This window comes from Kitasatospora sp. NPDC005748 (genome assembly GCF_040630735.1).
Lineage (GTDB): Bacteria > Actinomycetota > Actinomycetes > Streptomycetales > Streptomycetaceae > Kitasatospora.
The window spans coordinates 13,178-39,515 of sequence record NZ_JBEXYD010000069.1 but is presented as its reverse complement, the minus strand read 5'-3'; the positions used below and the strand labels follow the sequence as shown (position 1 = coordinate 39,515).

General features: G+C 74.3%; 22 protein-coding genes and 1 pseudogene. 3 read left to right on the top strand and 20 right to left on the bottom strand.

From position 1 onward, the window contains the following. Positions 1-163: 163 nt before the first annotated feature. From ABZ495_RS31855 to ABZ495_RS31835, 5 genes are all read right to left on the bottom strand, one after another. Positions 164-1,276, bottom strand: coding sequence for a hypothetical protein (locus tag ABZ495_RS31855; RefSeq protein ID WP_359839335.1), 1,113 nt, complete (start codon positions 1,274-1,276; stop codon positions 164-166). After that, positions 1,273-2,151 (bottom strand): hypothetical protein, encoded by an 879-nt coding sequence (locus ABZ495_RS31850; RefSeq protein ID WP_359808260.1) that lies wholly within the window; start codon positions 2,149-2,151, stop codon positions 1,273-1,275. The genes ABZ495_RS31855 and ABZ495_RS31850 overlap by 4 nt, the downstream gene beginning before the upstream one ends. Next, positions 2,148-3,029, bottom strand: a complete 882-nt coding sequence (locus ABZ495_RS31845; RefSeq protein ID WP_359839333.1) for a hypothetical protein — start codon at positions 3,027-3,029, stop codon at positions 2,148-2,150. Before ABZ495_RS31845 ends, ABZ495_RS31850 begins: the two co-directional genes overlap by 4 nt. A gap of 53 nt (positions 3,030-3,082) precedes the next feature. Further along, a complete protein-coding gene (locus tag ABZ495_RS31840) occupies positions 3,083-3,877 on the bottom strand; it encodes a hypothetical protein (RefSeq protein ID WP_359808263.1) in 795 nt (264 codons plus the stop codon). A gap of 381 nt (positions 3,878-4,258) precedes the next feature. After that, the gene (locus tag ABZ495_RS31835; protein WP_329488923.1) at positions 4,259-4,846 is read right to left on the bottom strand and encodes a hypothetical protein; all 588 of its coding nucleotides are present in this window, start codon (positions 4,844-4,846) and stop codon (positions 4,259-4,261) included. A gap of 35 nt (positions 4,847-4,881) precedes the next feature. Here ABZ495_RS31835 and ABZ495_RS31830 point away from each other — a divergent pair. Further along, positions 4,882-5,169, top strand: a pseudogene (locus ABZ495_RS31830) (LLM class flavin-dependent oxidoreductase); the annotation flags it as partial. 51 nt (positions 5,170-5,220) lie between these two features. On the opposite strand, the gene ABZ495_RS31825 reads toward ABZ495_RS31830, so the two are convergent. Both ABZ495_RS31825 and ABZ495_RS31820 read right to left on the bottom strand, forming a co-directional pair. Continuing rightward, positions 5,221-5,622, bottom strand: a complete 402-nt coding sequence (locus ABZ495_RS31825; protein WP_359839331.1) for a DNA-binding protein — start codon at positions 5,620-5,622, stop codon at positions 5,221-5,223. Beyond that, positions 5,619-5,867: a type II toxin-antitoxin system CcdA family antitoxin gene (locus ABZ495_RS31820; protein ID WP_359839329.1), complete on the bottom strand. Its 249-nt coding sequence runs from the start codon at positions 5,865-5,867 to the stop codon at positions 5,619-5,621. The genes ABZ495_RS31825 and ABZ495_RS31820 overlap by 4 nt, the downstream gene beginning before the upstream one ends. A gap of 20 nt (positions 5,868-5,887) precedes the next feature. On the opposite strand from ABZ495_RS31820, the gene ABZ495_RS31815 reads away from it, so the two are divergent. Further along, the gene (locus ABZ495_RS31815; RefSeq protein ID WP_359839328.1) at positions 5,888-6,817 is read left to right on the top strand and encodes an LLM class flavin-dependent oxidoreductase; all 930 of its coding nucleotides are present in this window, start codon (positions 5,888-5,890) and stop codon (positions 6,815-6,817) included. Between the two features lie 43 nt (positions 6,818-6,860). Here the strand turns inward: ABZ495_RS31815 and ABZ495_RS31810 are convergent, their stop codons facing one another. After that, positions 6,861-7,043: a hypothetical protein gene (locus tag ABZ495_RS31810; RefSeq protein ID WP_359839326.1), complete on the bottom strand. Its 183-nt coding sequence runs from the start codon at positions 7,041-7,043 to the stop codon at positions 6,861-6,863. 406 nt (positions 7,044-7,449) lie between these two features. Here ABZ495_RS31810 and ABZ495_RS31805 point away from each other — a divergent pair, with 406 nt between their 5' ends. Continuing rightward, positions 7,450-8,274 (top strand): HAD family hydrolase, encoded by an 825-nt coding sequence (locus ABZ495_RS31805; protein ID WP_359808272.1) that lies wholly within the window; start codon positions 7,450-7,452, stop codon positions 8,272-8,274. A 114-nt stretch (positions 8,275-8,388) separates the two neighbouring features. Here the strand turns inward: ABZ495_RS31805 and ABZ495_RS31800 are convergent, their stop codons facing one another. The 12 genes from ABZ495_RS31800 to cydD form a co-directional block, all read right to left on the bottom strand. Next, on the bottom strand, positions 8,389-9,276 hold the full coding sequence (locus ABZ495_RS31800; protein ID WP_359839324.1) for a phosphate ABC transporter ATP-binding protein: 888 nt from the start codon (positions 9,274-9,276) through the stop codon (positions 8,389-8,391). A 38-nt stretch (positions 9,277-9,314) separates the two neighbouring features. Continuing rightward, complete coding sequence (locus ABZ495_RS31795; RefSeq protein ID WP_359808274.1) at positions 9,315-10,247, bottom strand: class E sortase; 933 nt, start codon at positions 10,245-10,247, stop codon at positions 9,315-9,317. Further along, complete coding sequence (locus ABZ495_RS31790) at positions 10,244-12,073, bottom strand: substrate-binding domain-containing protein (protein WP_359808276.1); 1,830 nt, start codon at positions 12,071-12,073, stop codon at positions 10,244-10,246. Before ABZ495_RS31790 ends, ABZ495_RS31795 begins: the two co-directional genes overlap by 4 nt. 65 nt (positions 12,074-12,138) lie before the next feature. Beyond that, on the bottom strand, positions 12,139-13,410 hold the full coding sequence (gene pstA, locus ABZ495_RS31785) for a phosphate ABC transporter permease PstA (RefSeq protein ID WP_329488912.1): 1,272 nt from the start codon (positions 13,408-13,410) through the stop codon (positions 12,139-12,141). Positions 13,411-13,543: 133 nt separating this feature from the next. Continuing rightward, positions 13,544-14,563 (bottom strand): phosphate ABC transporter permease subunit PstC, encoded by a 1,020-nt coding sequence (gene pstC / locus ABZ495_RS31780; RefSeq protein ID WP_359839322.1) that lies wholly within the window; start codon positions 14,561-14,563, stop codon positions 13,544-13,546. Between the two features lie 127 nt (positions 14,564-14,690). Continuing rightward, positions 14,691-17,327 carry a hypothetical protein gene (locus tag ABZ495_RS31775; RefSeq protein WP_359839320.1) on the bottom strand — a complete coding sequence of 879 codons (2,637 nt, stop codon included), beginning with the start codon at positions 17,325-17,327 and terminating at the stop codon, positions 14,691-14,693. A 311-nt stretch (positions 17,328-17,638) separates the two neighbouring features. Continuing rightward, a complete protein-coding gene (locus ABZ495_RS31770) occupies positions 17,639-18,232 on the bottom strand; it encodes a hypothetical protein (RefSeq protein ID WP_359839318.1) in 594 nt (197 codons plus the stop codon). Between the two features lie 222 nt (positions 18,233-18,454). After that, the gene (locus tag ABZ495_RS31765) at positions 18,455-19,495 is read right to left on the bottom strand and encodes a substrate-binding domain-containing protein (RefSeq protein ID WP_359839316.1); all 1,041 of its coding nucleotides are present in this window, start codon (positions 19,493-19,495) and stop codon (positions 18,455-18,457) included. A 448-nt stretch (positions 19,496-19,943) separates the two neighbouring features. Beyond that, a complete protein-coding gene (locus ABZ495_RS31760) occupies positions 19,944-20,351 on the bottom strand; it encodes a hypothetical protein (RefSeq protein WP_359808284.1) in 408 nt (135 codons plus the stop codon). Then, positions 20,338-20,697, bottom strand: a complete 360-nt coding sequence (locus tag ABZ495_RS31755) for a DUF1508 domain-containing protein (protein ID WP_359808286.1) — start codon at positions 20,695-20,697, stop codon at positions 20,338-20,340. Before ABZ495_RS31755 ends, ABZ495_RS31760 begins: the two co-directional genes overlap by 14 nt. A 263-nt stretch (positions 20,698-20,960) precedes the next feature. Beyond that, entirely contained in the window at positions 20,961-22,625 is a 1,665-nt protein-coding gene (locus tag ABZ495_RS31750) for a GAF domain-containing protein (RefSeq protein WP_359808325.1), read from the bottom strand. Between the two features lie 170 nt (positions 22,626-22,795). Further along, a complete protein-coding gene (gene cydD, locus ABZ495_RS31745) occupies positions 22,796-26,338 on the bottom strand; it encodes a thiol reductant ABC exporter subunit CydD (RefSeq protein WP_359808288.1) in 3,543 nt (1,180 codons plus the stop codon).

The following is a 26,338-nucleotide window of genomic DNA, read 5'->3' as shown; positions in this document are numbered from 1 at the left end:
CCGGGCGGGGGCCGGGGCCCTCGACGGCAACCCCCCGGGCACCTCCGCCAGCCAGCGCTCGGGGGGCTGCGCCCCCCCCCGCGCCGGGGCGGCCCCCCCCCCGCCGCGGGGCGACCGGTGGGCGGCGTGCCGCGAGGCACGCCGCCCACCGGGTGGCGCCGGATCAGGCCAGCAGGTCGGACTGGAGCGTGACGACCTGCCGGAACGCGGGCGGCTGGACGCCCCGGGCGTTGGTCATCGTGATGACGCCGATGATGTCGCCGGCGCTCAGGTAGGCCAGGTACCCGGTGGTCCGGCCCTCCCCCGCCAGCGTCGTGCTCTCGCGGGTGGCGAGGTCGACGCCCGAGACGCTGTCCCAGCCGATGACGGAGGCGGGCCGCAGACCCGGCAGGTCCTTCGGCTCGCCGTCGCCGCGCAGGTCGGCGAAGACGTCCCAGGCCTCGACGGAGGAACCGAAGCGGAGCAGCCGGATCTGGGTGCGGGTGCCGTCGGAGGCGGTCCACTCCCGGACGGTGGCGGCGCGGCAGACGTCGCGCAGCAGCAGGGCCCGCAGCTTCGCCGGCTCCTTCTGCTCGGCGGCCATCGCGTCACAGGCGACCCAGTCCGCCGGAGCCGTGCCGGCGGCCGGGGTCGGGGCGGCCGACCCGCCGGTGGCCGCCGGGGCGCTCGCGGTGGCACCGTCGGGCGCGGCGGGCGACGACGCGGCCGGGCTCGCGGTCGGTGCCGCGGTCGATGCCGCGGTGGGGGTCGCGGTCGGGGCCGGGGTCGGGAAGACCGCCGGGGCCGACGAACCGCCGGCTTCCTTCGGGGCCGGCAGGAGCAGGTACCGCAGGTCGGCGGCGTGCCGGCTCTTGTTCTCACCGGGCGCCGCCTGGCCGGACGGCAGCGGCGGCAGGGCCAGCGCGGGGAAGGTGTAGCGGCCGTCGCCCCGGGTGGCCAGGCCCGGGATGTCGGTGCGCTCGGGCGCGGTGACGGCCAGCGCGGCGCCGGTACCGGCCAGCACGCAGACCAGGGCGGCCGCGCCCCAGCGCAGCGCCGCGTTGCGCCGGCGGGTGCGGCGGGCCGCGAGCTCCTCGGGGCTCGGCGGCGGGAGCGACGGCGGGAGCGACGGCAGGGTCCCGGCCCCGGGGGCGACGGCCCAGGGGTCGGCCCCCGGGACCGCCTCGGCGGGCGGGCCGGCCGGAGCGGCGGGGGGCGCGAACGGTGCGGGGGGCGCCGGGGGCGCGTCGGCCCCGGCAGGGGCCGCGCTGTCGTGCGGGGTGGCGTGGTCGGTCATGCGGACGCTCCCGGGCTGGCGAGGCGGTCGAGCTGCTGGCTGAAGAGGGTGACGATCTTGTCCTTGGGCAGCGGTGCCGCACCCTCGGCGCTCATGATCACCAGGAGGTCGCCCTCGGCGGCCGAGCACTCCAGGTAGTCGATCGGCGCGGACGGCGGAGCGGGCATCAGGTAGCAGTGCGCCTCGGGGTGCCCGGGGATCCCGGGGCCGATCCGGAAGAGCCCGGTGTCGCCGGTGAAGACGGCCGTGTACTCGTTGGCCTTCTGCACCTCCTGCTGGTTGAACTGCCGCAGCCTCAGACCGATCACCAGGTCGTCCGTACCGGTCTTGTAGGTGCGCACCCCGGTGGCCTTGACGTGCAGGCCCTCCCAGTACTGGCGGAGCTTGTCCCGCTTCTCCTTGGGGATCTGCTGGAGGTCGCTGTCCATCTCGGCGGAGAGCTGGTCCGCCGACAGCTCGACGTCGTTGCCGTAGCCGCCGTCGTCCGGGCCGAGCGCATAGCCGGCCGGGACGGGCAGCAGCAGGTCGCGCAGCGAACCGAAGTGGTTGCCGTTGGCCTTGGCGCCGAAGGGGGTGGGCGTGGCGGTCGGGGCGGGCGCCGCCGCCGTCGGTGCGGCGGCGGCGCTGGCGGGCGCGGGGTCGTCGTACCGGGTCTCGATGACGCCGACGCCGATGACCACGCCGACCAGCGCGGCCGCCACGGTCGCGCCGGTGGCCCGCAGGAGCCGGCGACCGGTGGGCCCGGGCCGCTCCGGGCCGGCGGCGGCCGGCCCGGGCACGGGCGCCTGCTCGACCGGCCCGGGCGGCCCGAACGGCTCGACGGGGACCGGCGCGGGGTTCGCGGCCTCGGTCACGGTCACGGTGCTGTCGCTCATACCAGCCGCTCCCACTGCTGCTTGGCGATGTCCTTCACGACATCGGGGTTCACCGGCCGCGTGCCGAAGGCCTCGACCTTCATCACCAGCGTGCCGCGCTGCGCCAGCGCGGTGCCCAGGTAGTACTGCTCGGTGGACTCCGCCCAGTGCGAGGGCTCGCTGTCGACGTGGAAGCCGCCGTTGGCGTCGTCCGCGAACGGCTGGAGCCGGTAGGCGGCGGCGGCGTACTTCGCCGAGGCGGCGTGGTCGGGGGCGTACTGGATCAGCGAGACCCGGACCTTCAAGTCGTCCTTCTTCCAGTCCACCTCGACGGCGCGGCGGAACTCCGCGACGTTCAGGGCGCGGAAGACCTCCGCCGACCGGCCGGTGTGCTCGGCGAGCTCGCCGATGGTGATCCAGCTGGGCGTGTCGGGGAAGTCGGCCCAGGCCGTGCTGCCGGCCGGCGCCGTCACCAGCAGCTTCCGCAGGTCGCCGTCGACGGCCGGCGGCCTGGGCGCCGCCGCGGCGACGGCCGCCGGGTCCACCACCTCGGCCGGGTAGGACGGCCGGGCGACCTGGATCGGCGGCAACGGGGTCGGCGGACGGTTCGCCTGCACGGCGTAGCCGACGGCGCCGCCGAGCAGGGTGCCCAGCAGCAGTCCGCAGGTCAGCAGCAGCACCGGCCGGGGCCGGCGCGGACGGTGCGGCGGCAGGGCGGCGGCGGGGGGCGCGAACCCGTCGGCGAAGACCACGGCGGGCGGCGCGGCGGGGGCGTCGGGCGCGGGTCCGTCGGCCGGGGCGACCGGTTCGGCGGGCGGTGCGGCGGGGGCGGCCGGTTCGGCGGGCGGCGCGGGCGCGGGTCCGTCGGCGGGCGACGGCTCCACGGGACGGGTGGTCACGGAGTGGCTCCAGGAGGGGGAAAGGTGACGTCGGGCGTGGGCGGCGGAGCGGTTCAGCCGCCGGAGGAGAGCCGCTCGCGCTGGCGCTTCATCAGCTCGCTCAGCAGCGCCTTGTCCGGGGTCCCCTTCACCTCGACGTCGAGCGTGTACTGGACGTCGCCCTGGCTGGAGATGCCGGTCATCGAGCCGGTGTACGCCTGCTGCTTGGGCTTGCGGACGTAGCCGTGGGCGGCGGGATCGCCGTCGATCGCGATCGGGTCCAGTTTCATCGTGTAGCCCTGGACGAACTCGCTCGCCATCGCGGTCGAACCGAAGCGCATCAGGGTGACCGTCACCTCGGCCTTGCCGTCCGCCGTGCGGTACGTCCGGGCGGCGGCCTCCTTGTACCCGTAGGAGCCCAGGACGCGCATGATGCCGTCCTGGTTGTCGAAGAGGTCGGCCACCTCGTCGTCGGTCAGCTTCATCCCGTCCGGCGGCCCGTAGGACTCGCCGGCGTCGGGGATCGGGAGCAGGAAGTACCGCAGGTCGCCTTCGTGCCGGCCCCCGCTGACGGTGCCCTTGAGGGTGCTCACCGGCCGGGGGACGGGTGCGACGGTGGTCGGCGCGGCGGTGGTCGGCACCGCCGTGGGCGAGGCCGACGCGGTGGTGCTCGCACTCGCGCCGGCGGTCGCGGTCGGCGCGGCCTTGGCCGGGGCGGCCACGACGGCCGGCCGGCCGTCGGGCTTCCCTACGGCCACGGTGACGGCGGCGCTGGTCGCCGTCACGGCGAGCAGCCCGGTGGTGGCCAGGGCCACGCCGACGGCGCGCGGCAGCTTCCGCCCCGAGGCGGCCACCGGCGCGGCGGCCACGGGATCAGCGGCGGGTACGGCCGCGGGTGCGGCAGCGGCTTCGGCCGCGGGATCGGCAGGGGTTTCGGACGACGCACCGTTCGCCGGTTCGGCGGCGGACGGCACGTTTTCGGGCGCGGACAAGGAGCTCCCCCGGGGAATGTGGAATGTCGCGCACGGGCCCCTCGCGGGCCACCCCCCGTGGCTCTCCAGGCCGACCGTCACGCGTCTCACCAGGAATTATGAGAGTCGCCCGGGAGGTGTGCCAACAAAATCAATCACCGCACTCCCACCCAATGATCAATCAATCGGACATCCCGTGACCGAACCGCAATCGGCACCCGGAGACCGCGTCGGCCCGCCCGGTGGGAGACCACCGGGCGGGCCGATCGGCGGGACGGATCAGGAGTGGGCGCGCTCGGTCAGCTCGACGACCTTGCCGGCGGAGTCGATCGCGACCTTGTAGTCCCCGGCGGAGCACGGGTAGAAGCCCTTGGTGCTGGTGGGATCGGTGAGGCACTCACCGATGTGCTTCACCAGATCGGCGACGTTGACGTCCTTGGACGGGGCCAGGACCGAGTTCAGGTGGCCCTTGGCGGCGGGCGCGAACGGCGCGCTCTTCTCGGCACCGACCGGCTCGAAGACCACGTCGTTGACCCCGCACGCGGTCTTGGTGTCCTTGTAGACCAGCGTGGTCGTGGTGGTCCCCTTGACCGGGTAGACCCACTTCTGCCCGGCGGGCAGCGGCGCGGCGTCGCAGAACCCCTCCGGCTCGTCGCTCGCACCGGCCGACGGCTTGGCGCTCTTGCCGCCCGTCGGCGCGGCACCCGTCGGCGCGGCGGCGGACGAGGTGGCGGGCGCGACGGCGGGCGAGGTGGCCACCGGGCCGCCGCCCGCCTGGTCCGACGCGTTGTCGGGCCCGCAGGCCGTGAGTCCCAGCGCGGCGACCGCGACCAGGCCGACGCCGCATACTCTCCGGAAAATGGGCATGCCGAAAGAACCCCCGTTTGACGCATGATCAGATTGTGAGGCGTGCGGCGGAAAGACTAGCCCCTCCCACGGACTACTCCGGGGAGCGGGTCGAGGGAGGTGCCGCCGCCTCGCCGGCGGGCCACACACCGCGATGGCGGAAGCTCTGGCGGCGGGCCGAGGACCTCGGGTTCCATGCCGCCTACACCTACGACCACCTGAGCTGTCGCTCGTTCCGGGACGAGCCGTGGTTCGGGGCGGTGCCGACGCTGACGGCGGCCGCGACCGAGCGGATCCGGCTGGGCACCCTCGCCACCTCGGTCAATCCTCCTGCGCCTATCACGGTCTGACCTGCGGGAAGCCAGTGGAACAGCCAGGCCCCGCTACGCCAGGCCTCAGACCGCGATGAGCCGGACGCGGTCGCCGCAGAGCTTCGCCATGTCGTCGACGTCCGAGGTAAGCATGGCCACCGGCCCCGGCTGCCGCAGCGCCATCTCGGCGACGGTCGCGTCGATCGCGTGCTTGTGGCCATGCAGGCCGGTGTGCTTCAGCAATGCTGCGGAGGCCCTGGCGGCCTGTTCAGTGACGGCCTCGATCTTGACCTGTGACAGGACCCAGTTCAGCCGAGCAGCATTCACTCGTGCGTGCGAGACCTCCGCGATGGTGTTGGCGCCGACCACCAGGCCTGCCGTCATGGAGTGAAAAGACCTGATCATCGCAAGCACGTCGCGGTCTTGTGAAATCCAGGCAGACACTCCCGGGGAGTCCAGCACGACGGTCTCAATGCGCTCGCTCACGCGGCGTTCGCCGCACTGCCGGGCTCGGACGAACCGAAGATCCTCGCGTGCGCGGCAGCGAGTTCCTCTTCCGTGAACGCACCGTGCGCCTCTTCGTACCGGCGGAGCTCCTCGCCGAGCAACTGGTGCCTGATCTCTCGGGCGACCGCTTCGGCGACGTAGCCGGAGACGTTGTCCGTAAGCTTCTTCAACTCGGCCACCTGCTCAGTGGGCAGGGTGACCGTGATGCGCGTGGTGGCCGCCATGGGGCAAGCATACTCCTGGTATGCGTCGGCTTGGTCAGGCTTCGCCACATAGGGTCGGCAGCATGCGACTGAGCACGGTGATCCTCCCCATCCACCGGTGGAGCGAGGGGCAGAAGATCTGGCGGCGGGCCGAGGACCTCGGGTTCCATGCCGCCTACACCTACGACCACCTGAGCTGGCGCTCGTTCCGGGACGAGCCGTGGTTCGGGGCGGTGCCGACGCTGACGGCGGCCGCGACGGCGACCGAACGCCTGCGGCTGGGCACGCTGGTGACCTCGCCCAACTTCCGGCACCCGGTCACGCTGGCGAAGGAGATCGTGTCGCTGGACGACGTGTCCGGCGGGCGCCTCACGCTCGGGATCGGGGCCGGCGGGACGGGGTTCGACGCGACGGCGATGGGCCAGGAGGCGTGGTCGCCGAAGGAGCGGGCGGACCGGTTCGGGGAGTTCCTGCCGCTACTGGACGAGCTGCTGCGCGAGGACGCCACGACCCGCGAGGGCACGTACTACTCCGCCGTCGAGGCGCGGAACATCCCCGGCTGCGTGCAGCGGCCGCGGGTGCCGTTCTACGTCGCCGCGACCGGACCGCGCGGACTGCGGCTGGCGGCGGAGCACGGGCAGGGCTGGGTGACGTACGGGGACCCGAAGGGGCCGGCGGACGTGCCGGTGGCGCAGGCGCCCGTCGTGATCGCCGCGCAGATCGCGAAGCTGACCGCCGCCTGCGAGGCGCGCGGCCGGGACGCGGCGGAGCTGGAGAAGGTGCTGCTCCAGGGCTCGACGGCGGAGAAGCCGCTCGCCTCGCTGGACGCGTTCGTGGACTGGGCGGGCACCTACCGGGAGCTGGGGATCACCGAGCTGGTGATCCACTGGCCGGTGCCGGGCTCGATCTTCGAGAACGACCTGGCCGTCTTCGAGAAGATCGCCACCGAGGGCCTCGCCCAGCTGGGGTGAACCGGAGCCGGCCACCGCGGGTGCGGTGGCCGGCCGGTGGCCGTCACGGGTGCGGGCGGGTGCGCTGGGAGGGGACGTGCGGGGTCGCGTCCGGGGTGGTGCGCCGGGCCAGCTCGGCGAGGGTGTCGAAGATGAAGTCGCCGATCAGGACCGGGTCGCGCGTCTCGCGCGGGGCGTCCGGCGGAGTGGTCGGTGGGCGCTCGTCTCGGGCGTGGCGAGTTCGCATGGCTCTTCCTGCCGACGGGGTGGCCGGGATCAGTCATGCCCGGGAAGAGGAAGCAGGACACCCGGCACGGTGGGGGAACGGCCGGAAAGAACGGCTCGGGGGCCGAAATGCGGTGCGGCGGCGGGCGCTTACGCCGATCGGATACCGGCCGGGGGTATTGTCTCGCCCGCGGCGGCGGGCGAACAGCGCAGCGGGGGACGCGGCCGGCGGCGGCCCGGCCCTGTCTTCCCCGCCGAACCGCCGGCCAGCGGGGACCGGCGGGGACCGGCGGCTCTTCCTCCCGTTCATGACCGGCGGCACGCTGCACACCGCCGCGCTGACCCTGCGGGTCGGCTAGCGGGCCGCGCCGTCAGGAGGTCGCCGTCGCGGCGGTGACCTCCCGACGGCGGTAGGCGAAGATGGAGCGGTGACCACTCCCCGCACCGCCCCCCGCCTGATCGCCACCGACCTGGACGGCACGCTGCTGTGCGCCGGCGGCACCGTCTCCGAGCGGACCGCCGCCGCACTGGCCGCCGCCGAGGCGGCCGGGGTCCAGGTGGTCTTCGTGACCGGTCGGCCGCCGCGCTGGATGCAGCAGGTCAGCAGCCACATCGGCGGCCACGGCGTGGCGATCTGCTCCAACGGCGGCGCGGTGGTCGACGTGCGGCGCGGCGAGCTGCTGGAGTCTTTCCCGCTCGGCGCGGAGGCCGCGCTGGCGGTGGTGGCGGCGCTGCGGGCGAAGCTGCCCGGTACCGCCTTCGCCTTCGAGTACCCGGCCGGGTTCGCCCGCGAGCCCGGCTACGAGGTGCGGATGTGGGGCCAGGACGAGAACCACCCGATCGGCCCGGCCGAGGAGCTGCTCGGCGCCGGGGGGCCGGTCACGGGCCTGTTCAAGCTGCTGGCGAAGCACCCGGACCTCGACCCCGACAAGCTGCTCTCGGTGGCCCGCGAGGCGGCCGGGCACCTCGCCGAGATCACCCGGTCCGCGCCGATCCCGCTGCTGGAGATCAGCGCGCCCGGCGTCACCAAGGCGAGCACGCTGGCCCGCTGGTGCGCCGGGCGCGGGATCGACCGGAGCGAGGTGGTGGCCTTCGGCGACATGCCGAACGACCTGGAGATGCTGGCCTGGGCCGGTACCGCGTACGCCGTGGCCAACGCGCACCCGCAGGTGCTGGCGGCGGTGCCGCTGCACACGGTGAGCAATGAGCTGGACGGCGTCGCGGCGGTGCTGGAGCGGCTGCTCGGCCACTGAGCCGAAACACGAAGGCGCCGCGAAGGGGCCGCGAGGAGGCCGGGAACGCGAGGAGGCCGGGCCGGACCGGCATCCCGCCGCTCCGACCCGGCCGGACCCGGCCGGGCGGTCCGGCTACCCGAAGCGGCCGTTGACGTAGTCCGCGGTCCGCTGGTCCCGCGGATCGGTGAACAGCTGCGCGGTCGGTCCGGCCTCGACGATCCGCCCCGGGGTATCGTGGGTGGCCAGGAAGAACGCGCAGGACTGCGAAACGCGCTGCGCCTGCTGCATGTTGTGGGTCACGATCACGATGGTGAGCCGCCCCCGCAGCTCCGCGATGGTCTCCTCCACCCGGCGGGTCGAGGTGGGGTCGAGCGCCGAGCACGGCTCGTCCATCAGCAGGATGTCCGGCGAGACGGCCAACGACCGGGCGATGCACAGGCGTTGCTGCTGCCCACCGGAGAGCGCGCCGCCCGGGGTGTGGAGCCGGGTGGCGACCTCGTCCCAGAGGCCGGCCCGCCGCAGGCTGCTCTCCACCAGGTGCTCGCGCTCCTCCTTGGAGACCTTGATGCCGGCCAGCTTCAGCCCGCTGGAGACGTTGTCCTGGATGGACATCGCCGGGAACGGGTTGGGCCGCTGGAACACCATCCCGATCCGCCGCCGGACCTCGGCGGGGCGCCGGCCGGGCCGGTACACGTCGTCGCCGTCCAGCAGCACCTCCCCGGCGAGCTGCGCGCCGCGGACCATCTCGTGCATCCGGTTGAGGATCCGCAGGTAGGTGGACTTGCCGCAGCCGGAGGGGCCGATCAGCGCGGTGACCTCCCCGGCGGGCATGCCGAGCGAGACCCGCTCCAGCACCTTGTGCGAGCCGAACCAGGCGGAGACGTCCCTGGTCTCCAGGCCGGCCAGCGGGGCGCCGGCGGCGTCCGCCGGGTGGACGGGCGGCAGGGTCAGCGTGGTCTCGCTCGCGGAGCCGCCCCGGTCGAGCGGGGCGAACGGGTCGAGCGGGGGTACGTCGGTCATCGGTGCATCCGTCATCGGTACGGTCCTCCGGGCGCGCTTCAGTAGAGGTTGGGCAGCAGGGCGGCGGCGTTCTCGTAGACGGCCCAGAGGATCGCGGCGATCACCGGCGCGATGCTGAGCCAGGCGGCCGAGCGGCGCCAGATCCGGGCCAGCAGGATCGCGGCGACCACCGCGCCCAGCAGCCCGAGCGACCACAGCTGCAGCGTGGCCAGCGCGCCCTTGTCGGCGGCCAGCGCCTTGTCGTACGGCACGGTGGCGGGGCGCCCGCCGGGGTTGACCTCCGGGTCGCCGTCCAGCCGGGCGCCGATCATCACCGTCGAGCCGGGGATCCAGTCGGAGTCCCCGGTGACCAGCACCAGCCGGTTGCGGACCGGGTCGCTGATCGGGTGGTCGCCGTCCCCGTAGACGTTGACGGTGTAGGTGAACCTGCCCTGCCCGGTGGTCGCCTCGATCCGGTCGCCGACCCTGAGCCTGGACAGCTCGGCGAACGGCGCGCCGAAGGTCGCCCCGCGGCCGAACACCACCGCGACCCCGCTCTGCCCGGGCAGCGCGGTGTCCCGGCGGTGGCCGGGCCCGCGCATCAGGTCCCGGCCGGTGGTGCCCTCCACCACGACGGCCCCGTGCAGACCGATCGCCGGGATGTCGAGCAGCGCGACCGGGTCCCCGTCGGCGGCGCCGCCGGTCGGCGCGACCGCCTTGGCCAGCTGGTCCCGGAAGGTCTTGTACGCGGTCGACTGGTAGTGCCGCTGCTGGAGGTGCGAGAGCGTGAAGAGGTACCCGACGAATCCCATCGTGAGTGCCGCCAGCAGGCTGACCGCCCAGGCCCCCTGGAGGAACCGCCGCCGGGCCGGCCGGGCGGCGCCGGGGCCCGCCCCGGCCGCCCTCGGGTCCGGGACGGGCGTCGCGGCGGCCGGCGCGGCCGGGGTGCCGGGGGCGGGGGGCGCCGGCTTCTCCAGCGCCGGGGCGGTCACGACCGGCCGCCGGCGGAGTTGCGGCGCCGCATCAGACGGCGGCCGAGCAGCGGCGGGACGAGCACGACGGCGAGCAGTTCGAGCGCGGTCAGGGTGGACAGCATCCAGTCGTCCGGCCGCCCGTCGACGGCGACCACGTTGGCCGTGACCTCGCCGGCGGTGGCGGCGCGGCCGCGCGCGACCACCTGGCCGGTCTGCGGGTCGACGACGTCCTCGGCCGCGGCCTGGTCGCCCTCGGTGCCGGTGCCCGCGGCCGGGTCGACCGCGCCGGGCTGGTCGGCCGCGCCGCCGGGGCCGCCGCCGGTAGTCCCGCCGGCCCCCGCCGCGCCACTTGTGCCCCCGGTGCCGGACGATCCGCTGCCGGTGCCGCTCGCCGAGGGGGTCTTCCCCGCCCCGCCGCTCGCGCTGCCGCCCGTCCCGCCGGTGGCGGAGCCGGCGCCCCCGGTGGCGGAGCCGCCGGTGCCGGAGCCCGAGCCGGACCCGGACTTGACCGCCTGGCCGCCCTGCACGGTGCAGTCCAGCGGGGCGCCCTTGGCGTCGCACGGGCTGGGCTGCGGGGCGTTGTCCAGCACGGTCAGCCGGCCGGCCGAGTTGAAGGTCGGGTTGGCGCAGTTGGAGAGGGTGTTGGCGTCGACCGGGCTGGCGTTGCCGGGGATGTGCTGGGTCTGCAGCAGCCCGCCGCGGACCAGGTTGCGCGGGATCGGGGAGTAGCCGAGGCCGTCCGCCTCGCCCTGGCCCTCGCAGAGTACGTAGGCGAGGAAGCGGCTGAGCGCGCTGCCCTTGTCGTTGGTGAAGCGCGGCGGCGGCGGGAGCGCCGCCCCGGCCCGCGGCACGATGAGGTAGCTGTAGCTGGAGAGCGGGTACGATCTCGGGTCGTTCATCGAGTAGACGCCGTCGAGGTTCTGCTGGAGGTAGTCCGGGTCGTCGGCGGCGGTGCTGTCGTCCACGCCGCGGATCTTGGCGGCGGTGAGCGCGACGGCGACGTTGGAGGCGGTCGGCAGGGTGTAGTAGCCGGCCGGGTTGAGCACCTTCACGACCGGCCAGTTGCTGCGCTTGGCGAAGGCGTACTCGTCGTAGCCGATGGTGCCGAGGCCGGACGGGGCCTTGATGTAGCCGGCCACGACGTCGGAGCCGTTCTGCGCGGTCATCCGGCCCGACGGCGGGAAGAACTCGGTGTAGTCACCGCAGCTGACGCCGTTGACGCTCTTGCAGTACTCCTCCCACTGCGCGCCGTGGGTGTGGCTCATCCAGCGGGTGAACTGGGCGGTCGCGCCGGAGCCGTCGGAGCGGACCACCGGGGTGATCGGGAGGCTCGGCAGGGCCTTGCCGTAGTCCGCGGTGATCTTCGGGTCGTTCCAGTTGGTGATCTTGTTGGTGAAGATGTCGACCACGGTCTGCGGGGAGAGCCGCAGGTCGCGGACCTGCTTGCCGGCGACGACCAGGTTGTACATGAAGGTCGTCCCACCGGCGGTGATCGGCACGTAGGAGAAGCCGTACCGGGGGTTCTCGGCCTTGCCGGAGCCGCCGGCCTGGCCGGCCTGGCCGAGGCCGGTGTCGGTCTGCGAGCGGAACGGCACGTCGGAGGCGGTGAAGTCGTCCTGGCCGATGCTCCACTGGTTGCGGCCGGCCGCCGAACCGATCGGGTTGAAGTTGATCTGGATGCCCTGCGGAGCGACGTCCTGGCGCCACTGGTCGATGGCCGGGCCGGCCCAGCTGGAGCCGTCGGCGTTGAGCGCGGTGGCCGCGAAGGCGGGGGTGCTCTGCCCCAGCAGGAGGGAGCCGGCGGCGAGGATCAGGGACAGCAGCACGGCGAACGTGCGTGCCACGGGGCGGCTTGCGGCCTCCCACGACATGGGAACTCCTCTGGTGCTGAAGGCGTTTGGGCGGGACATCAGTGCTCCCCGAGGGCGGTGGCCACGCCGGCGGGCCGGGCGGCGGTACGGGCGGCGGCCGCGGTCGAGGGCCGGGCGGAGCCCCGGTGCCCGCCCCGGGCGGAGGCCTCGGCGACGGCGGCGGCGCGGTCGATCCGGCGCTTCTGGCGGCGCGTCAGCTGACCCGGCTTGCGGCCGCCGACGACGCGGGCGGTGACGAACAGGACGAGCACCACGATCATCAGGGTCAGCGCGGCGGCGAAGGCGCGCGCGATCATGTCGGGGTAGGGCTGCTTGACGTAGTTCCAGATGTACAGCGGCAGCGAGACCTGGTGCTCGCTGAACGGATTGCCGTTGAACTGCGAGGTGAACCCCGAGGTCAGCAGCACCGGGGAGGTCTCGCCGACGCCGCGCGCCATGCCGAGCACCACGGCCGTCACCAGTCCGGGGCGGGCGGTCGGCAGCACCACGTTCCAGACCGTGCGCCACTGGCTGCCGCCGAGTGCGTACGAGGCCTCCCGCAGCGTGCCGGGCACCAGCCGGATGACCACCTCGGCGGCCCTGGTGACGATCGGCATCATCATCACGGTGAGGGCCAGCGAGGCCGCGAAGCCGCTCTTCTCGAAGCCGAAGGTGATGATCACGACGCCGAGGATGAACAGGCCCGCGACGATCGACGGCAGCGCGGTCATCGCCTCGACCAGGGTCCGCACCGGCCGGGCCATCCGACCGCCGACCTCGGACATGAAGACCGCCGCCGCGATGCCCAGCGGGACCGCGAACAGCGTGGCCAGGCCGAGCTGTTCGAGCGAGCCGACCAGCGCGTTGAGCGCGCCGCCCGAGGTGATCGGGGAGAGCGGGGCGGTGTGGTCCATCGACTCGGTGAAGAAGTTGAGGTGCCGGGCCGCGTCGTAGCCGCGCACCAGCACGTAGCCGATCTGGTCGGCGATCAGGCCGACGACCAGCAGGCCGGAGCTCCAGGCGACCACCGAGACCAGCCGGTCCCGGACCATCAGCGGGTTCCACTGGAGGCGGCCGATGGCGAAGTAGCCCACCAGGAACAGGGCGTACCAGCAGAGCAGGAAGCCCTGCGCACCGCTGAACGGCAGGATCCGCTCGTAGAGCATCCAGTCCAGGGCGAGCGAGCCGACCAGCGCACCGACCAGGGTCAGCACGTCCTCGCGGGTGAAGCCGCCGAGCCGGACCCGCTTCTCGGGGCGCGGCGCGGCGGCGGCCGCGGGTGGGTCGGCCGGCGCGGCCACGGTGGCCGGGGGCAGGTCGAGGGTGGTCATCGGGCGGTCCCTTCACGGCGGAGCGGCAACGGGCGGCGCGACAAGGGGCCGCTCGGCAACGGGCGGCGCGACAAGGGGCCGCTCGGCAACGGGCGGCCCGGCAACGGGCGGCGGGTGGCGGGGTGGGCCATGGTCAGTCCGCCGTCGAAGCGCCGGAGCGGGACCGGTTGATCACGAACCCGGCGCCCAGGTTGACCAGCAGGGTGAGCGCGAAGAGCACCAGCCCGGCCGCCATCAGCGCGGAGAGCGAGAGCTCGTCCGACTCGCCGAAGCGCAGCGCGATCAGCGCCGAGATGGAGTTGGCGCCGTTCTCCAGGATGTGGCTGATGGCCTTGAAGTTCGGCGAGATGATGAGCGCGACGGCGATCGTCTCGCCCATCGCCCGGCCGAAGCCCAGCATCACCGCGCCGATCACACCGCCGCGGCCGAACGGCAGCACCACCGCGCGGACCATCCCCCACCGGGTCGAGCCCAGCGCGTACGCGCCCTCCCGCTCGCCCTGCGGGGCCTGCGAGAACACCTCCCGGCTGAGCGAGGCGACGATCGGGATGATCATCAGCGAGACGACCACCCCGGCGATGAAGGTGGAGGAGGTGTAGGACGTCCCGATGTCGCCGGTGCGCACCTTGAGGAAGGGGATCGCGTCGCCCAGGTGGTTGGTCAGCCAGCGGACGAAGCCGATGATGCGCGGCTGGAGGAAGAACAGCCCCCAGAGGCCGTAGACGATGCTGGGGATCGCGGCCATCAGGTCGATGAGCGAGACCAGCGTCGCCCGCAGCCTGGTCGGCGCGTACTCGGAGATGAAGATCGCCGTGGTCAGCGCCACCGGCACGGCGATCACCAGGGCGATCACCGCGATCAGCAGGCCGTTCGGCAGGACGGCGGCGATCCCGAAGTTGTGGGCCTGGGTCTGCCACTTCTGCTCGGTGAGGAAGGACCAGCCCACCTCGCCCAGCGCGTTCGCGCCGCGCAGGATCAGGAAGAACGCGATCAGTCCCATGATCGCGAAGACGGAGAGGCCCGCCACCCTCAGCGCTCCCCGGAACACCCGGTCTCCGGGCGTGGCGGGGGCGGTGATGACGCGGGGGACATCGGGTTCTGGTGGACGTGGAGCCCCGGCGTACGGTGCCGCGGGCTCGGCGGCGGCTGTCATGGTCTGCTCTCCGGCGCGCTCGGTACGGAAGTACTCGGTACAGGGGAGGCCCCGGGCCGTGGCGCCCGGGGCGGAGGACCCGGCGGGGCCGTGACGGCGGCCCCGCCGAGCCGGTACGACCGCTGGATCAGGGCCGGCGGCGCACCCGCGCCCAGGTCCGGCCCACGGCGGAGACGGCGCGTTCGCCGGTGGGCGTGCCGCCGAGGAAGAGCGCGGCGGGGCCGCCGATCAGCAGCACCAGGCCCGCGATCACCGCGATCGGCAGCAGCAGCCGGGCGGTGCCGGCGCGGTCGGCCGCCGGGGAGCCGGCGGCGACCGGAGCGGCCGCGAGCGGGCCCGCCGAAGCGCCCGGCGTGGCGGTGGCCTTGGCCCCACCGGCCGCGGCGGCCGGAGCCCCCGCGCCGCCGGTGGCCGCGCCACCGGTACCGCCCGCGCTCGCGGTGCCCCCGGTGCCGATCCCGCCGGCACCGCCGACGGCGCCGTCGCCGAGCCCGCCGATGCCGGAGCCGGCGCTGGTGGACGAGCCGCCGGTGCCAGTGCCGTCGCCGGTGCCGGTGACCGGGGTGCTGGTGACGCCGGCGCCGCCAGACTCGCCGCCGGTGGCGCCGCCGGCCCCGCCGGTCGTCCCGCCGTCACCGCCGGACGGGGTGGTCGGCGGCGGGGCGACCTGGTTGCCCGGCCACTTGTTGTCCTGCGTCTCCACGTGCTTCGCCGCGTCGAGCGTCTGCTGGCGCTGGGCACCGGTGAGGCTGAGGAAGCCCGGGGCGAGCTTGCCCGGCTCCACCCCGTAGACCTGGCCGCCGTTGGCGACGGTGGTCAGGAACCGGGTGATCGCGGGCGCCTTGTCCGCCGCCCCGCCGGTGGGCACCATCGCGTACTGGACGGTGGTCAGCGGGTAGGCCTGGGTGTCCCGGGCGAAGGCCGTGCCCGCGACGCCGTAGGGCAGCAGCTGGGTCCCGGTGGCGGCGTCGGTCGGCATGTCTCCGACCGCGGACTGGAACCCGTTGGTGGTCGGCGAGACGAAGCCGCCGGCCGGGTTGCGCAGGGTGGCCTCGGGCAGCGAGAAGGCCTTGGCCTGGGCGCTGTCCATGATCGCGAACAGCTTCCGCTCGCCGCGGGCCATCGGGTCGCACTTGAGGTGGTTGCCGGTGGCCGGGTCCGCCATCCAGAGCTGGCAGGTGGACCGGTTCTCCAGGATGGTCCGCAGCACCTGGGTGAGACCGCCGAGGACGGGGTTCCACTCGTACTGCCGCATCCGCTTGGCGGCCTCGCTGACGTCCGTCGGCCCGGTGAAGTCCTGCGGCTGGAGGGTGTCGGCCGGGTACCCGGAGTAGGCGCCCCGCTGGTAGAAGGTGTTCACCCGCATCCCCCACGGGTCGTCCTCGCCGTCCAGGAAGCGGACGGCCTCCGGGTCGGCGGCGATCCACGCGGTCAGCTGGTAGACGAGGTCCGTGGTGCCGCCGACGATGGTCGGCTCGAACTCCGCGGGCGTGCAGGAGCGGGGCCAGTGCAGCCCGCTGCTCTCGGGGAACCGGTTGTACTGGAGGAAGTCCTCGTCCAGGAAGACGCAGCTGGGGTTGCCGCTCACCGACGCGACCGGGCTTCCCAGCGGCGCGTAGGACTGGGTGAGCAGTTTGGCCATCAGGCGCGGGGTCAGCTTCATGTCGCGGAGCTGGCGGCCGGTGTCCGGGTCGTCGACGAGGAAGACCGCCGAGATCCCGGTGGTGGCCAGCGGCGCGTAGACGTACGGCCGGGCCGGGGTCGCGGTGTCGGGGTACGCGGTCAGCGCGACGTCCACGCCGGCCGACCCGCCCAGGAACGCCGCCCTGGCCTGCGGCTCGCCGCCGGAGGAGGAGTACTGGAAGGCGAGCGGGGAGGACGCCAGGCAGAGGCCGGTCCGCCACTGCTGGACGGCCCGGTTGGCCATCTCCAGGCCGGCCGCCTTGAAGTCGGCGGCGCGGTTGTCGCAGTCGGCGGCGGTGGGCGAGAAGTGCAGCGGGACGACGGTCCGCTTCTCCCAGGCGCACTGCTCGCCGACCTGGTACCCGGCGTACTGGTTGCCGTCCCACGCCCCGGCGTAGGCCTCCAGGCCGCCGTCGCTCGCGGTGTTGAAGAAGCCGTCCACGTCGCTGAGGTGGTCGGTGCAGTCGACCGCGCCGTTCCGTGCCTTGTACGGGTCCTGGGTGTCGCCGCCGTAGTTGGGCTCGACCACCAGGGAGCACGGGTGCGCGGCGTCACAGCCGAGCGAGGGGCTCTGGGTGGCGGTCCAGATCTCGATGGAGGTCTCGCCCGAGCCGTCGGCGCCCGTCGGCGCGATCGCCATGTTCGAGGGGAAGTCCGGCGTCGTGGTGCCCTCCGCCGGGGCCTTCTGGTTGAACCCCTTGCCGCCGTCGGCGTTGTACAGCTTGCTGCCGTAGCAGTCGGTGATCTTGGGGTCGAGACCGCGGCACTGGTAGACCCGGACGGCGTAGAGCGCCTGCTTGGATCCCTTGGTGACGATGGTCAGCGGGGTGCCCGAGGTGTCGACGGTCGGGGTGAATCCGCTCCAGGAGACCTGCAGCACCTGGTTGGACAGGTTCTGGGTCTGCGCGACCGTCACGCTCCCCTCGGCGCCCTCCTCCCAGGTGTTCGGGTCCCACACCTTGGGGCCGGGCTTGGTCACGGCGGACGAGGTCGCCGCCGCGGCCTGCGACGACGTGCCGAGGCCGATGGGGGCCACGCCGAGCGCCACCACCACCGACCAGACGAGGGCGACCGCCGGCAACCTCCGGCGCCACCCCCCGCGTCTCGTACCGGGTAGTAGTCGGAGTCTCATGACGGGCACCTCCGTGCGAACGCGCACCGCCGTGACGCGGCGCGAGAGTGGATCAGGCGGCGAGCAGGCCGGCGGTTCCGGTTCGCATCCATTCGGCCAGCCCTACATGGCCGGATCCGGTCGTACCGATGTACGAGAACACAACGCGACGACTCTGTAGCGGAGTTGGGAACTCCACCTGCGAACGGCGGGCCCGTGCCGTCGCACGGGCCCGCCGTCCCACCGAGCCGGTCGCAGGCGTCGGCTGCCGGTGGTGGAGCTCAGCTGCCGGTGGTGAAGCTCAGCGAGAAGTCGCCGATCGACTGGCCGGCCTTGAAGAAGGTGGTGTTCAGCTTGGTGTCCACGTACTGCGCGCCCTCGGCGTCGACCTTCAGGTCCGCGGCGGTCACCGTCTGGGTGGCGCCGGTGCGGGTGATGTCGGTCGTGCCGGCCGGGTCGAGCAGCGCCACCGGGGCGGTGCCGCCGACCGGGACCCCGGTGATCGCCCAGCTGTCGGCGCTGAACGCCAGCTGCTTGAAGACCGCGGTCTTGCCGGTGAACAGGTTGACGAAGAGCAGGCTGCCGCCCAGTTGGACGTTGCCGTAGTAGCCCTGGAGGTTGACGTCGCCGCCCGTCACCGGGAACGACGTGGAGAAGCCCGTCGTGGAGTCGTAGGACGGGGTGGCGGTGGGCAGCGGTATGACCACCAGGCCGTTCAGGGCGGAGTCCTTCAGGAAGGCGGTGCTCTCGTGCACCACCGCGCTGCCGGTCGGGGCCGCGGGGGCGGCGTCGGCGGCAGCCGCACCGCTCATACCGGTCACGGCGAGGACGACTGCGGCACCGGTGGCGGCGAAGCGGGCGCTGGTACGGGTCATGCCGAACTCCTTGGGAGAGGTGATGTGCTGGGTGGTGCGGGCGGTCGTTCGACCGCCCCGACGGCCTTCCTCCTCCGCACTGCCCGGCGGGCGGAGGAGGCCGAAGTCGATGGGCGCCCGGCCGGCTCCGACAGGCACGAAGGGGTGCCCGGGTGTGACCGGCGGCCACGGGCACGAAGCCCGTGGCCGCCGGATGGTGCGGGGTGTGATCAGCGGGTGTGATCAGCTGTGGGTGGTGCTGCCGCAGGCCGCCGCCGGGAGGGGCAGGAAGCCGTAGCTCTTGATGTCGTTGGTGCCGTTGGAGCAGATCCAGCCCGAGGGGCCGAAGATCGCGCGCAGCGCGGTGCCGTGGGCGTTGGTGGCGGTCCACTCGGCGTCACGGACGACGTTGTAGACCACGCGGCCGAACGCCGAGGCGGCGAAAGGGGCGTTGATGGTGTTGGTGGTGGTGTTGACCGGCACCAGGGTGCCGACGTTGCGCAGGGTCAGGCTGCCCGGGGCGGAGGTCGGGGTGGAGTGGCCGCCCACGGTCTGGGACAGGTACGAGGCCACCGAGTACGGGAAGACGGTGTCGGCGCCGGCCAGGCGGGTGTCGACGCCCTCGTTCTCCTCCGGGCCGTCCTGGACGCAGCTGCCCACGGTCGGGTTGCCGATCGCGGTCAGGAAGAAGGCGCGGGTGCCGGAGCTCGCCTGCGGCAGCCAGGGCTTGATCGTGGCGTTGGTCAGCGAGGCGTTGATCTGCGTCCAGTTGGTGATGGAGCAGTCGTAGATGCCCTTGAGCTGGGCGGCGGTCAGGCTCGCCGGGGCGTGGCCGCCGGAGTTGGCGGACCAGGTCACCGCGTCCTTGGCGAACGCGACGAAGATGTCCGACGCCGGGTCGGTGGACTTCGGGGCACGCGAGGAGCGGGCCACGTCCAGCGCGGAGCCGGAGGTGTTCAGCTCGGTGATGCCGGCGCCGGAGCCGTTCGGGCGGACGATCGAGGAGGCGCCCGACTTCAGCGTGATGTTCGTCGAGCCCGTGGCGTCCCAGCTGTAGTAGCGCGGCGAGGTGGTGTCGCCGATGCTCGTCAGGTAGGCGTTGTAGTCGGTCGAGAGCCGGGTCGACACGGCCTGCGTGGTGTCGGAGCCCGCGCTCACGATGTCCTGGGCGGCCGGCGTCACGCTCGGGTCCGCGCTGGCGGTGCCGGCGGCGACGGTGGCGACGGTGGCGAGCGAGGTGGCGATGGCGGCGACGGCGAGCAGCTTGGCAGCGGTCTTGCGCATGTTCCTGTTCCTCCGGTGGGAGAGAGGTGCATCGCTTGCCCGGGCCCTGGTTGGGGGTCCGGGGCCGGTGGCCACATCCGCGGTGGCCGCTCCGGCAGAGCTGATCCTGTCGGGACGGGCTGTTCCCCCGGAAGGGCCGTCAGCGGCGGCCGGCGATTGTCGACTCATCGGTTCGGACAGGTTTAGTGACTGGTCAGCCCGGCCGCAGCGGAGTGGAAAGCCGCAGGTCGGAGGCCGATGACGTTCTTCTCCAGGTGGCGGCTCGGGGGGTTGCCGGAAACCTGCGCTTCACCGGACCGGGGGGAACGGGCGCGGACGGGGCCAGCGCCGGGGCCGGGCTCGCCGGGCGCGGACGGCGGGACGCACGGCATCCCGGCCGGCCGGAACGGGGGTCTGACGAGGCGCCATCCGCGGGGGCCGTCAGGGCGCCGCGCACCGGGCGAGGGTACTACCAGGGCCGGCGGGCGTCCCGGCCGGTTCTGCGCAGCTCCTGGCCGATCCACTGGAGCCCGGCCAGGAAGCCGTCGACGCCCGCCTGGCACTGGTCGCGCCGGAGGTAGCCGCGGGCGCTGCGGGCGATCGGGCCGGCCTCGACCACGCCGGGCCGGGTGCTGCGCACCGGCAGCTGGGCGGTCCAGACCCAGAGCCGGGCCTCGGACTGCCCGACGGTACACCGCAGGGCGGCCCGCTCGATGATCAACTCTCTGACCGCGTCGGCGAGTTCGTTCTCGCTGCGATAGGTGCGGACGCCGACGCCGAGCTGTCTCCCGTTGGCGGCGCGCAGCGACCAGCCGAGGCACCGGTCGGCGGCGGGCACGATCAGCAGGCGCGGACCGCGCCGCTCAGCGGCGGGCATCGGAGCGTCTCAACGGTGCCGCGCGTTCCGGGAGTTCGAGGGCGGGCTGCTTGGCGAGCAGCACCACGAACCGGCGGAAGGCGTTCTGGCAGGTCGCGTACCGCTCGTAGGCGCGGCTGGAGCGCACCTCGGGGAGCAGGCGCGAACCGGGGACGACCCAGACCCAGCCGATGCCGTCGCGGACATGGGTGATCCGGGCGACCAGGGCGTCGGCGCCGGCGCGTAACCCGTCGAAGCCGCGCTCGGCGTCCGCGGCCGTCTCGTATCCGGCCGCGGTGACCGCGACGACCCGGCCGTTGGGAGCCTTCAGCTGCCAGCGGTAACGCCCGTCCGGTGCCCGTTCCACCCGGAATCCCCCACGCCCTGCACCTGCTGCGGTGTGACCGCGGTTCGACGCGTCCACTGCTCCCCCAGTCCGGTTCCCTCCGAGACGGGAGTAAAGCTATGTGTGCACACGAGCACGCCGGAAGGGAAGGAAATGCACAACTTGCTCCGTTGGCCGCGAAGTTCTCCCTCGTTAAACATTCACCGACTGCACACCAACCACACGCCCGGCCCCCTCACCGAACTCCCTTGACCGGCACAGACCGTTCGACAGCGCGCGAAGACTCAGAGCCGCGCGGTCCAGCGCACCCGCGTCCCCTTTCCGTACGGACCGGGCTCGTGCCAGGCGTCCCCGCCGAGCACCTCGGCCCGTCGGGTGAGGTTGCGCAGACCGCTGCGGCGGCCGCCGGGGGGGATGCCGACGCCGTCGTCCGTCACGGTCAGCAGCACCCCGGGACGCCCGGCCCGGTCGAGTGACTCCGGGTCACCGCTCACCGGGCGTCCCTCGTCGTCCAGGTGCACGGTGGCGTCGACCTCCACGCCGACCCGCGAGGCCCGTGCGTGCCGGGCCGTGTTGGAGAGCATCTCGCGCAGCGCGGCCAGCAGTTGACGGCCGGTCTTCTCGCCGACCAGGCTCTCCACCGGGCCCGTGAAGGTCACCGAGGGCTTGAAGCCGAGCGCCGCGGCGGCCTGGCTGCCCTCCCGCAGCACCCGCGTCCGCAGGGTGTCCGGCGCGTCGCCGTGGTTGTCGTGCTGGAGCGCGTAGATGGTGGTGCGGACCTCCTGGATGGTGGCGTCCAGCTCGTCCACCGCGTTCCCGATGCCGACCTTCACCTCGGGCACGACCGCGCGCCGGGCGGCGCTCTCCAGCATCATCCCGGTGGCGAACAGCCGCTGGATCACCAGGTCGTGCAGGTCGCGGGCGATCCGGTCGCGGTCCTGGAAGACGGCGAGGCGCTGCTGGTCCCGCTGTCCCTCGGCGAGCCGCAGGGCCAGCGCGGCCTGCGAGGCGAAGGTCTCGGCGAGCTGCTTCTCGGTGTCGGTGAACGGCACCGCGCCGCGCGGGCGCCAGACGCAGAGCCCTCCGAGCACCCGGCCGGCGGCGACCATCGGCACCGCCATCGACGGGCCGAAGCTGCGCGCCAGGCGGATCACCACGGTCGGGTCGCTGGACATGTCGTCGAGGTAGACGCTGTCGCCCTGGAGGAGCCGGGCCCCGAAGCTCTCCTTCGGCAGCAGCTCGCCCTGGACGAACTCCGCGGCCTCGCCGGAGGCGTGCGCCACCCGCATCTGGCCGTCGCCCTCGCCGTCCACGGTCGGCAGCAGGATCATGCCGAGCGCCGCGTCCGCCAGCTCGCGCACCTGCTCGGCCGCGACGGTCAGCGCGACCTCGGCCTCGTCGGCGGAGAGCAGCGCCGTGGTGACGGCGGCCGCGCCCGCGATCCACCGCTCGCGCCGCCGCCCCTCCTCGTACAGCCGGGAGTTCTCGATCGCGACGCCGGCGGCCGCGGCGAGCGCGTGCACCACCTGCTCGTCCTCGGGGGTGAAGGCGCCGCCGCCCTGCTTCTCGGTGAGGTAGAGGTTGCCGAACACCTCGTCACGGATCCGGATCGGCTCGCCGAGGAAGGTCTTCATCGCCGGGTGCTCCGGCGGGAACCCGGAGGAGCGCGGGTCGGTCGCCAGGTCGGTCAGGCGCAGCGGCTCGGGCCGGTCGATCAGGGCGCCGAGGATGCCCCGGCCGGCCGGCAGCTCGCCGATCGCGGCGGCGGTCTCGTCGTCCACGCCGACGTGGATGAAGTCCGCCAGGCCGTGGCCGCCCGGTGCGATCACGCCGAGCGCGGCGTACCGGGCGTCCACCAGCTCGGCGGCGCCGGTGGCGATCCGGTGCAGCGTCGCGTGCAGGTCCAGCCCGGCGCCGACCGACACGACGGCCTCCAGCAGCCGCTGCATCCGGTCGGTGACGGCGGCCGCCGACTGCAGCCGCTCCGCCACCTCGGTGACCAGCGTGTCCAGCCCGAGCGAGGAGATCTCGGGCACCCGGTGGGGCGCCGGGTCGGGAGCGGCGGGGGGTGGCAGGTCTGGCGTGGGGTCCATGGTGTCGAGCGTAGTTTGTACGGTTTTCAGCCGAAGGTCGGCGCGACCACCGGCGGGCGACCGGCTGCGGCGGTGCCCACCGCCACCGGGCCGTCCGCCGCGCGCTCGCGCTCCCACATCGCCCGCAGCCGGCCGCCCGGCTCCGCGACCAGCTCCGACCAGGTGCCGCGTTCGACCACCCGGCCGCCGTCCAGGACCAGGACCTCGTCGACGGAGCCGTCGTCGAGGCCGGCCAGTCGGTGGGTGATCAGCACGGTGCTCCGGCCGGCCGTGGCGGCGAGCAGGTCGGCGGTGAGCGCGTCGGCGGTGGGCAGGTCGAGGTGCTCGGCGGGCTCGTCCAACACGAGCACCGGGAAGTCGGCCAGGAGCGCCCGGGCGAGCGCGAGCCGCTGGCGCTGGCCGCCCGAGAGCCGGGCGCCGTGCTCCCCGACCATGGTGTCGAGGCCCGCCGGGAGGGTGTCCGTCCAGTCCAGCAGCCGGGCGGCGGCGAGCGCGGCGCGCAGCTCCCGCTCGTCGGCCGAGGGCCGGGCCAGCCGCAGGTTCTCCCGCAGCGAGCTGTCGAAGACGTACGCGTCCTGGGCGCAGAGCCCGATCACCCGGCGGACGTCGTCCCCGGCCAGCTCCCGACTGTCCACAGCCTGTGGACGGCCGTCGGCGAACGTGATCCGGCCCGCGGCCGGCTCCAGGAAGCGCAGCAGCGCCTGGGCGAGCGTGGTCTTGCCCGAGCCGGACGGGCCGACCACGGCGATCCGGCGGCCGGCGGCGAGCTCCAGGTCGAGGCCGACCAGCGCGTCCGCCTCCTGTCCGGGGTGGCGGACGGTCAGCCCGCGGACGGTGATCGGCAGCGGCTGCCCGGGCAGGGCCGCCGGGGCGGCGGGCTCGGTGACCGGGGCGGGCGCGTCCAGCACCTCGGCCAGCCGGGCCGAGGCGGTCCGGCTGCGCCGGCGGGCCTGGACGGCGAGCGGCATCCCGGTGACGGCCTCGAAGGCCGCCAGCGGGGTCAGCACGACCACCGCCAGGCAGACCGGCGCCAGCGCGCCGCTCTGCACACCCCGGATGCCGACGGCCGCGGCGGCGGCCACCGTCAGCCCGGTGAGCAGCGCGATCAGCCCGGTGCCGAGCGCGGTGGTGGCGGCCGAGCGGGCGGCCAGCCCGGTCAGCGCGGCGTCGGCGGACCGGACGGCGGCCAGCCGGCCCGGCAGCGCCCCGGCCACCGTGAGTTCGGCCGTTCCGGTGAGGGTGTCGACGACGGCGGTGGCCAGCCGGCCGCGGGCCGGGGCCTGCCGCCGCTCGGCACCGGCCGACCAGCGGGCGGCCAGCGCGGGCACCACCGCCCCGGCCAGCAGCAGCCCCAGCCCGAGGACCAGGCCGGCCGCGGGCAGGAAGGCGGCCATCGCCGCCGTCGCGGCCGAAGACACCACCGCGGCCACCGCCGCCGGCAGCCGCCAGCGCAGGTGGTGGTCCTGGACGGCGTCGACGTCGGCGACCAGCCGGGAGAGCAGGTCCCCGCGCCGGAAGGCCGGCAGCCCGGCCGGGGCCAGCACGGTCAGCCGGCGGTACACGGCGGCCCGCAGGGTGCCGAGGGTGCGCAGCACGGCGTCGTGCGAGACCAGCCGCTCGGCGTAGCGGAACACGCTGCGCCCGATGCCGAAGGCCCGCACCGAGGTGACGGCCATCATCAGGTAGAGCACCGGCGGCATCTCGGAGGCGTAGGAGATGAGGTAGCCGGAGGTGGCCATCAGCGCCACCGCGCAGCCGAGCGCGAGCGCGCCGAGCAGGACGGAGAGCGCCAGCCGGGGCCGTACGGTCGCCGCTCCGGCGGGCTCCTCCGGCAGGGTGTCGGCGGCCGGAACCGGCCGCCCGTCGTGCGCGGGCCGGGGTGGCGCGGCGGTGCCCGCGGGCACCGGCGGCCCCTCCAGCCGGACCAGCCGGTCGGCCACCGCCAGCAGCGCCGGCCGGTGCGCGACCAGCAGCACGGTGCGCGCCGGATCGGCGCTCAGCACCCGGACGGCGTCCACCACGGCCGCCTCCGAGGCGCCGTCCAGGCCGGCGGTCGGCTCGTCCAGCAGCACCAGCGGCCGGTCGTCGGCGAGCAGTACCCGGGCGAGCGCCAGCCGCTGGCGCTGGCCCGCCGACAGGCCGGCGCCGTCCTCCCCGAGCACGGTGGCGAGCCCGTGCGGCAGCCGCCGCACGAAGTCCCGCGCGTGCGCGGACCCCAGCGCCGCCCACAGCTCGTCCTCGCCGGCGCCGGGCCGGTAGAGCCGCAGGTTCTCGGCGACGGTGCCGGCGAACAGGTGCGGGTGCTGCGGCACCCAGGCGATCTGCCGGTGCCAGCTCGCCGGCTCCAGCTCGTCCAGCCGGTACGTCCGCCCGTCGGCGGCGGTGATCCGGACGCTGCCCGCGTCCGGCACGGTGAGGCCGAGCAGGACGGCGAGCAGGGTCGACTTCCCGGCCCCGCTCGGGCCGGTGAGCGCGGTGGTGGTGCCCGGCCGCAGGGTCAGCCCGGCGGCGTCCAGCGCCGGTGCGCTCCGGCCGGTGTGCAGCACCGTGAGGCCCTCGGCCTCGACGACGGCGCCGGCGAGCGCGGGGGCGGGGACGGTCCCGGCCGGCGGCAGCGGGGTCTCCAGCACCGCGAAGAGCTCGTCGGCCGCGGTCAGCCCCTCCACGCTGGAGTGGTACAGCGCGCCGACCTGGCGGATCGGGAAGTAGACCTCGGGCGCCAGGATCAGGATCAGCAGCCCGGTCTCCAGGTCGAGCGTGCCGTCCACCAGCCGGAAGCCGATCGAGACCGCGACCAGCGCCACCGACAGGGTGGAGAGCAGCTCCAGGGCGAACGAGGAGATGAAGGCGATCCGCAGGGTGCGCAGGGTGGCCCGGCGGTAGTCGGCGGTGATCCTGGCGACGGTGGCGGCCTGGGTACGGGCCCGGTTGAACACCTTGAGCGTGGGCAGGCCGGCGACCACGTCCAGGAAGTGGTGCGAGAGCCGCGAGAGGGTCTCCCACTGCCGGTCCATCCGGCTCTGGGTGGCCATCCCGATCAGCGCCATGAAGAGCGGGATCAGCGGCAGCGTCCCGGCGATGATCGCGGCCGAGGTGAGGTCGGCGCCGACGACCCGCAGCAGCACGATCACCGGGACGACCACGGCGAGCGCCAGTTGCGGCAGGTAGCGGGCGAAGTAGTCGTCGAGCGCGTCGACGCCCCGGGTGGCGAGGGTGGTGAGTTCGCCGGTGCGCCGGCCCGCCAGGTGGGCCGGGCCGAGCGCGGTGGCGTGGTCGAGCAGCCGGCGCCGCAGGGTGGACTTCACCCGGGCCACCGAGCGGTGCGCGGTGAGTTCGGTGAGCCAGCCGACCAGCCCGCGGCCGACCGCCGTCAGCGCCAGCCAGAGCAGCGGCGCGGTCAGCTCGTCGAGGCCGGCCCGCTGCTGGAAGCCGCGGACGACGATCTCGGCGATCAGGCTCGCCTGGGCGACCACCAGGGCCGCCCCCGCCCCGCCGAGCAGGACCGATCCGGCGAGGAAGGCGCGGGTGGTGCGGGCGTACCCGAGCAGTCGGGGGTCGACGGGCTTCAC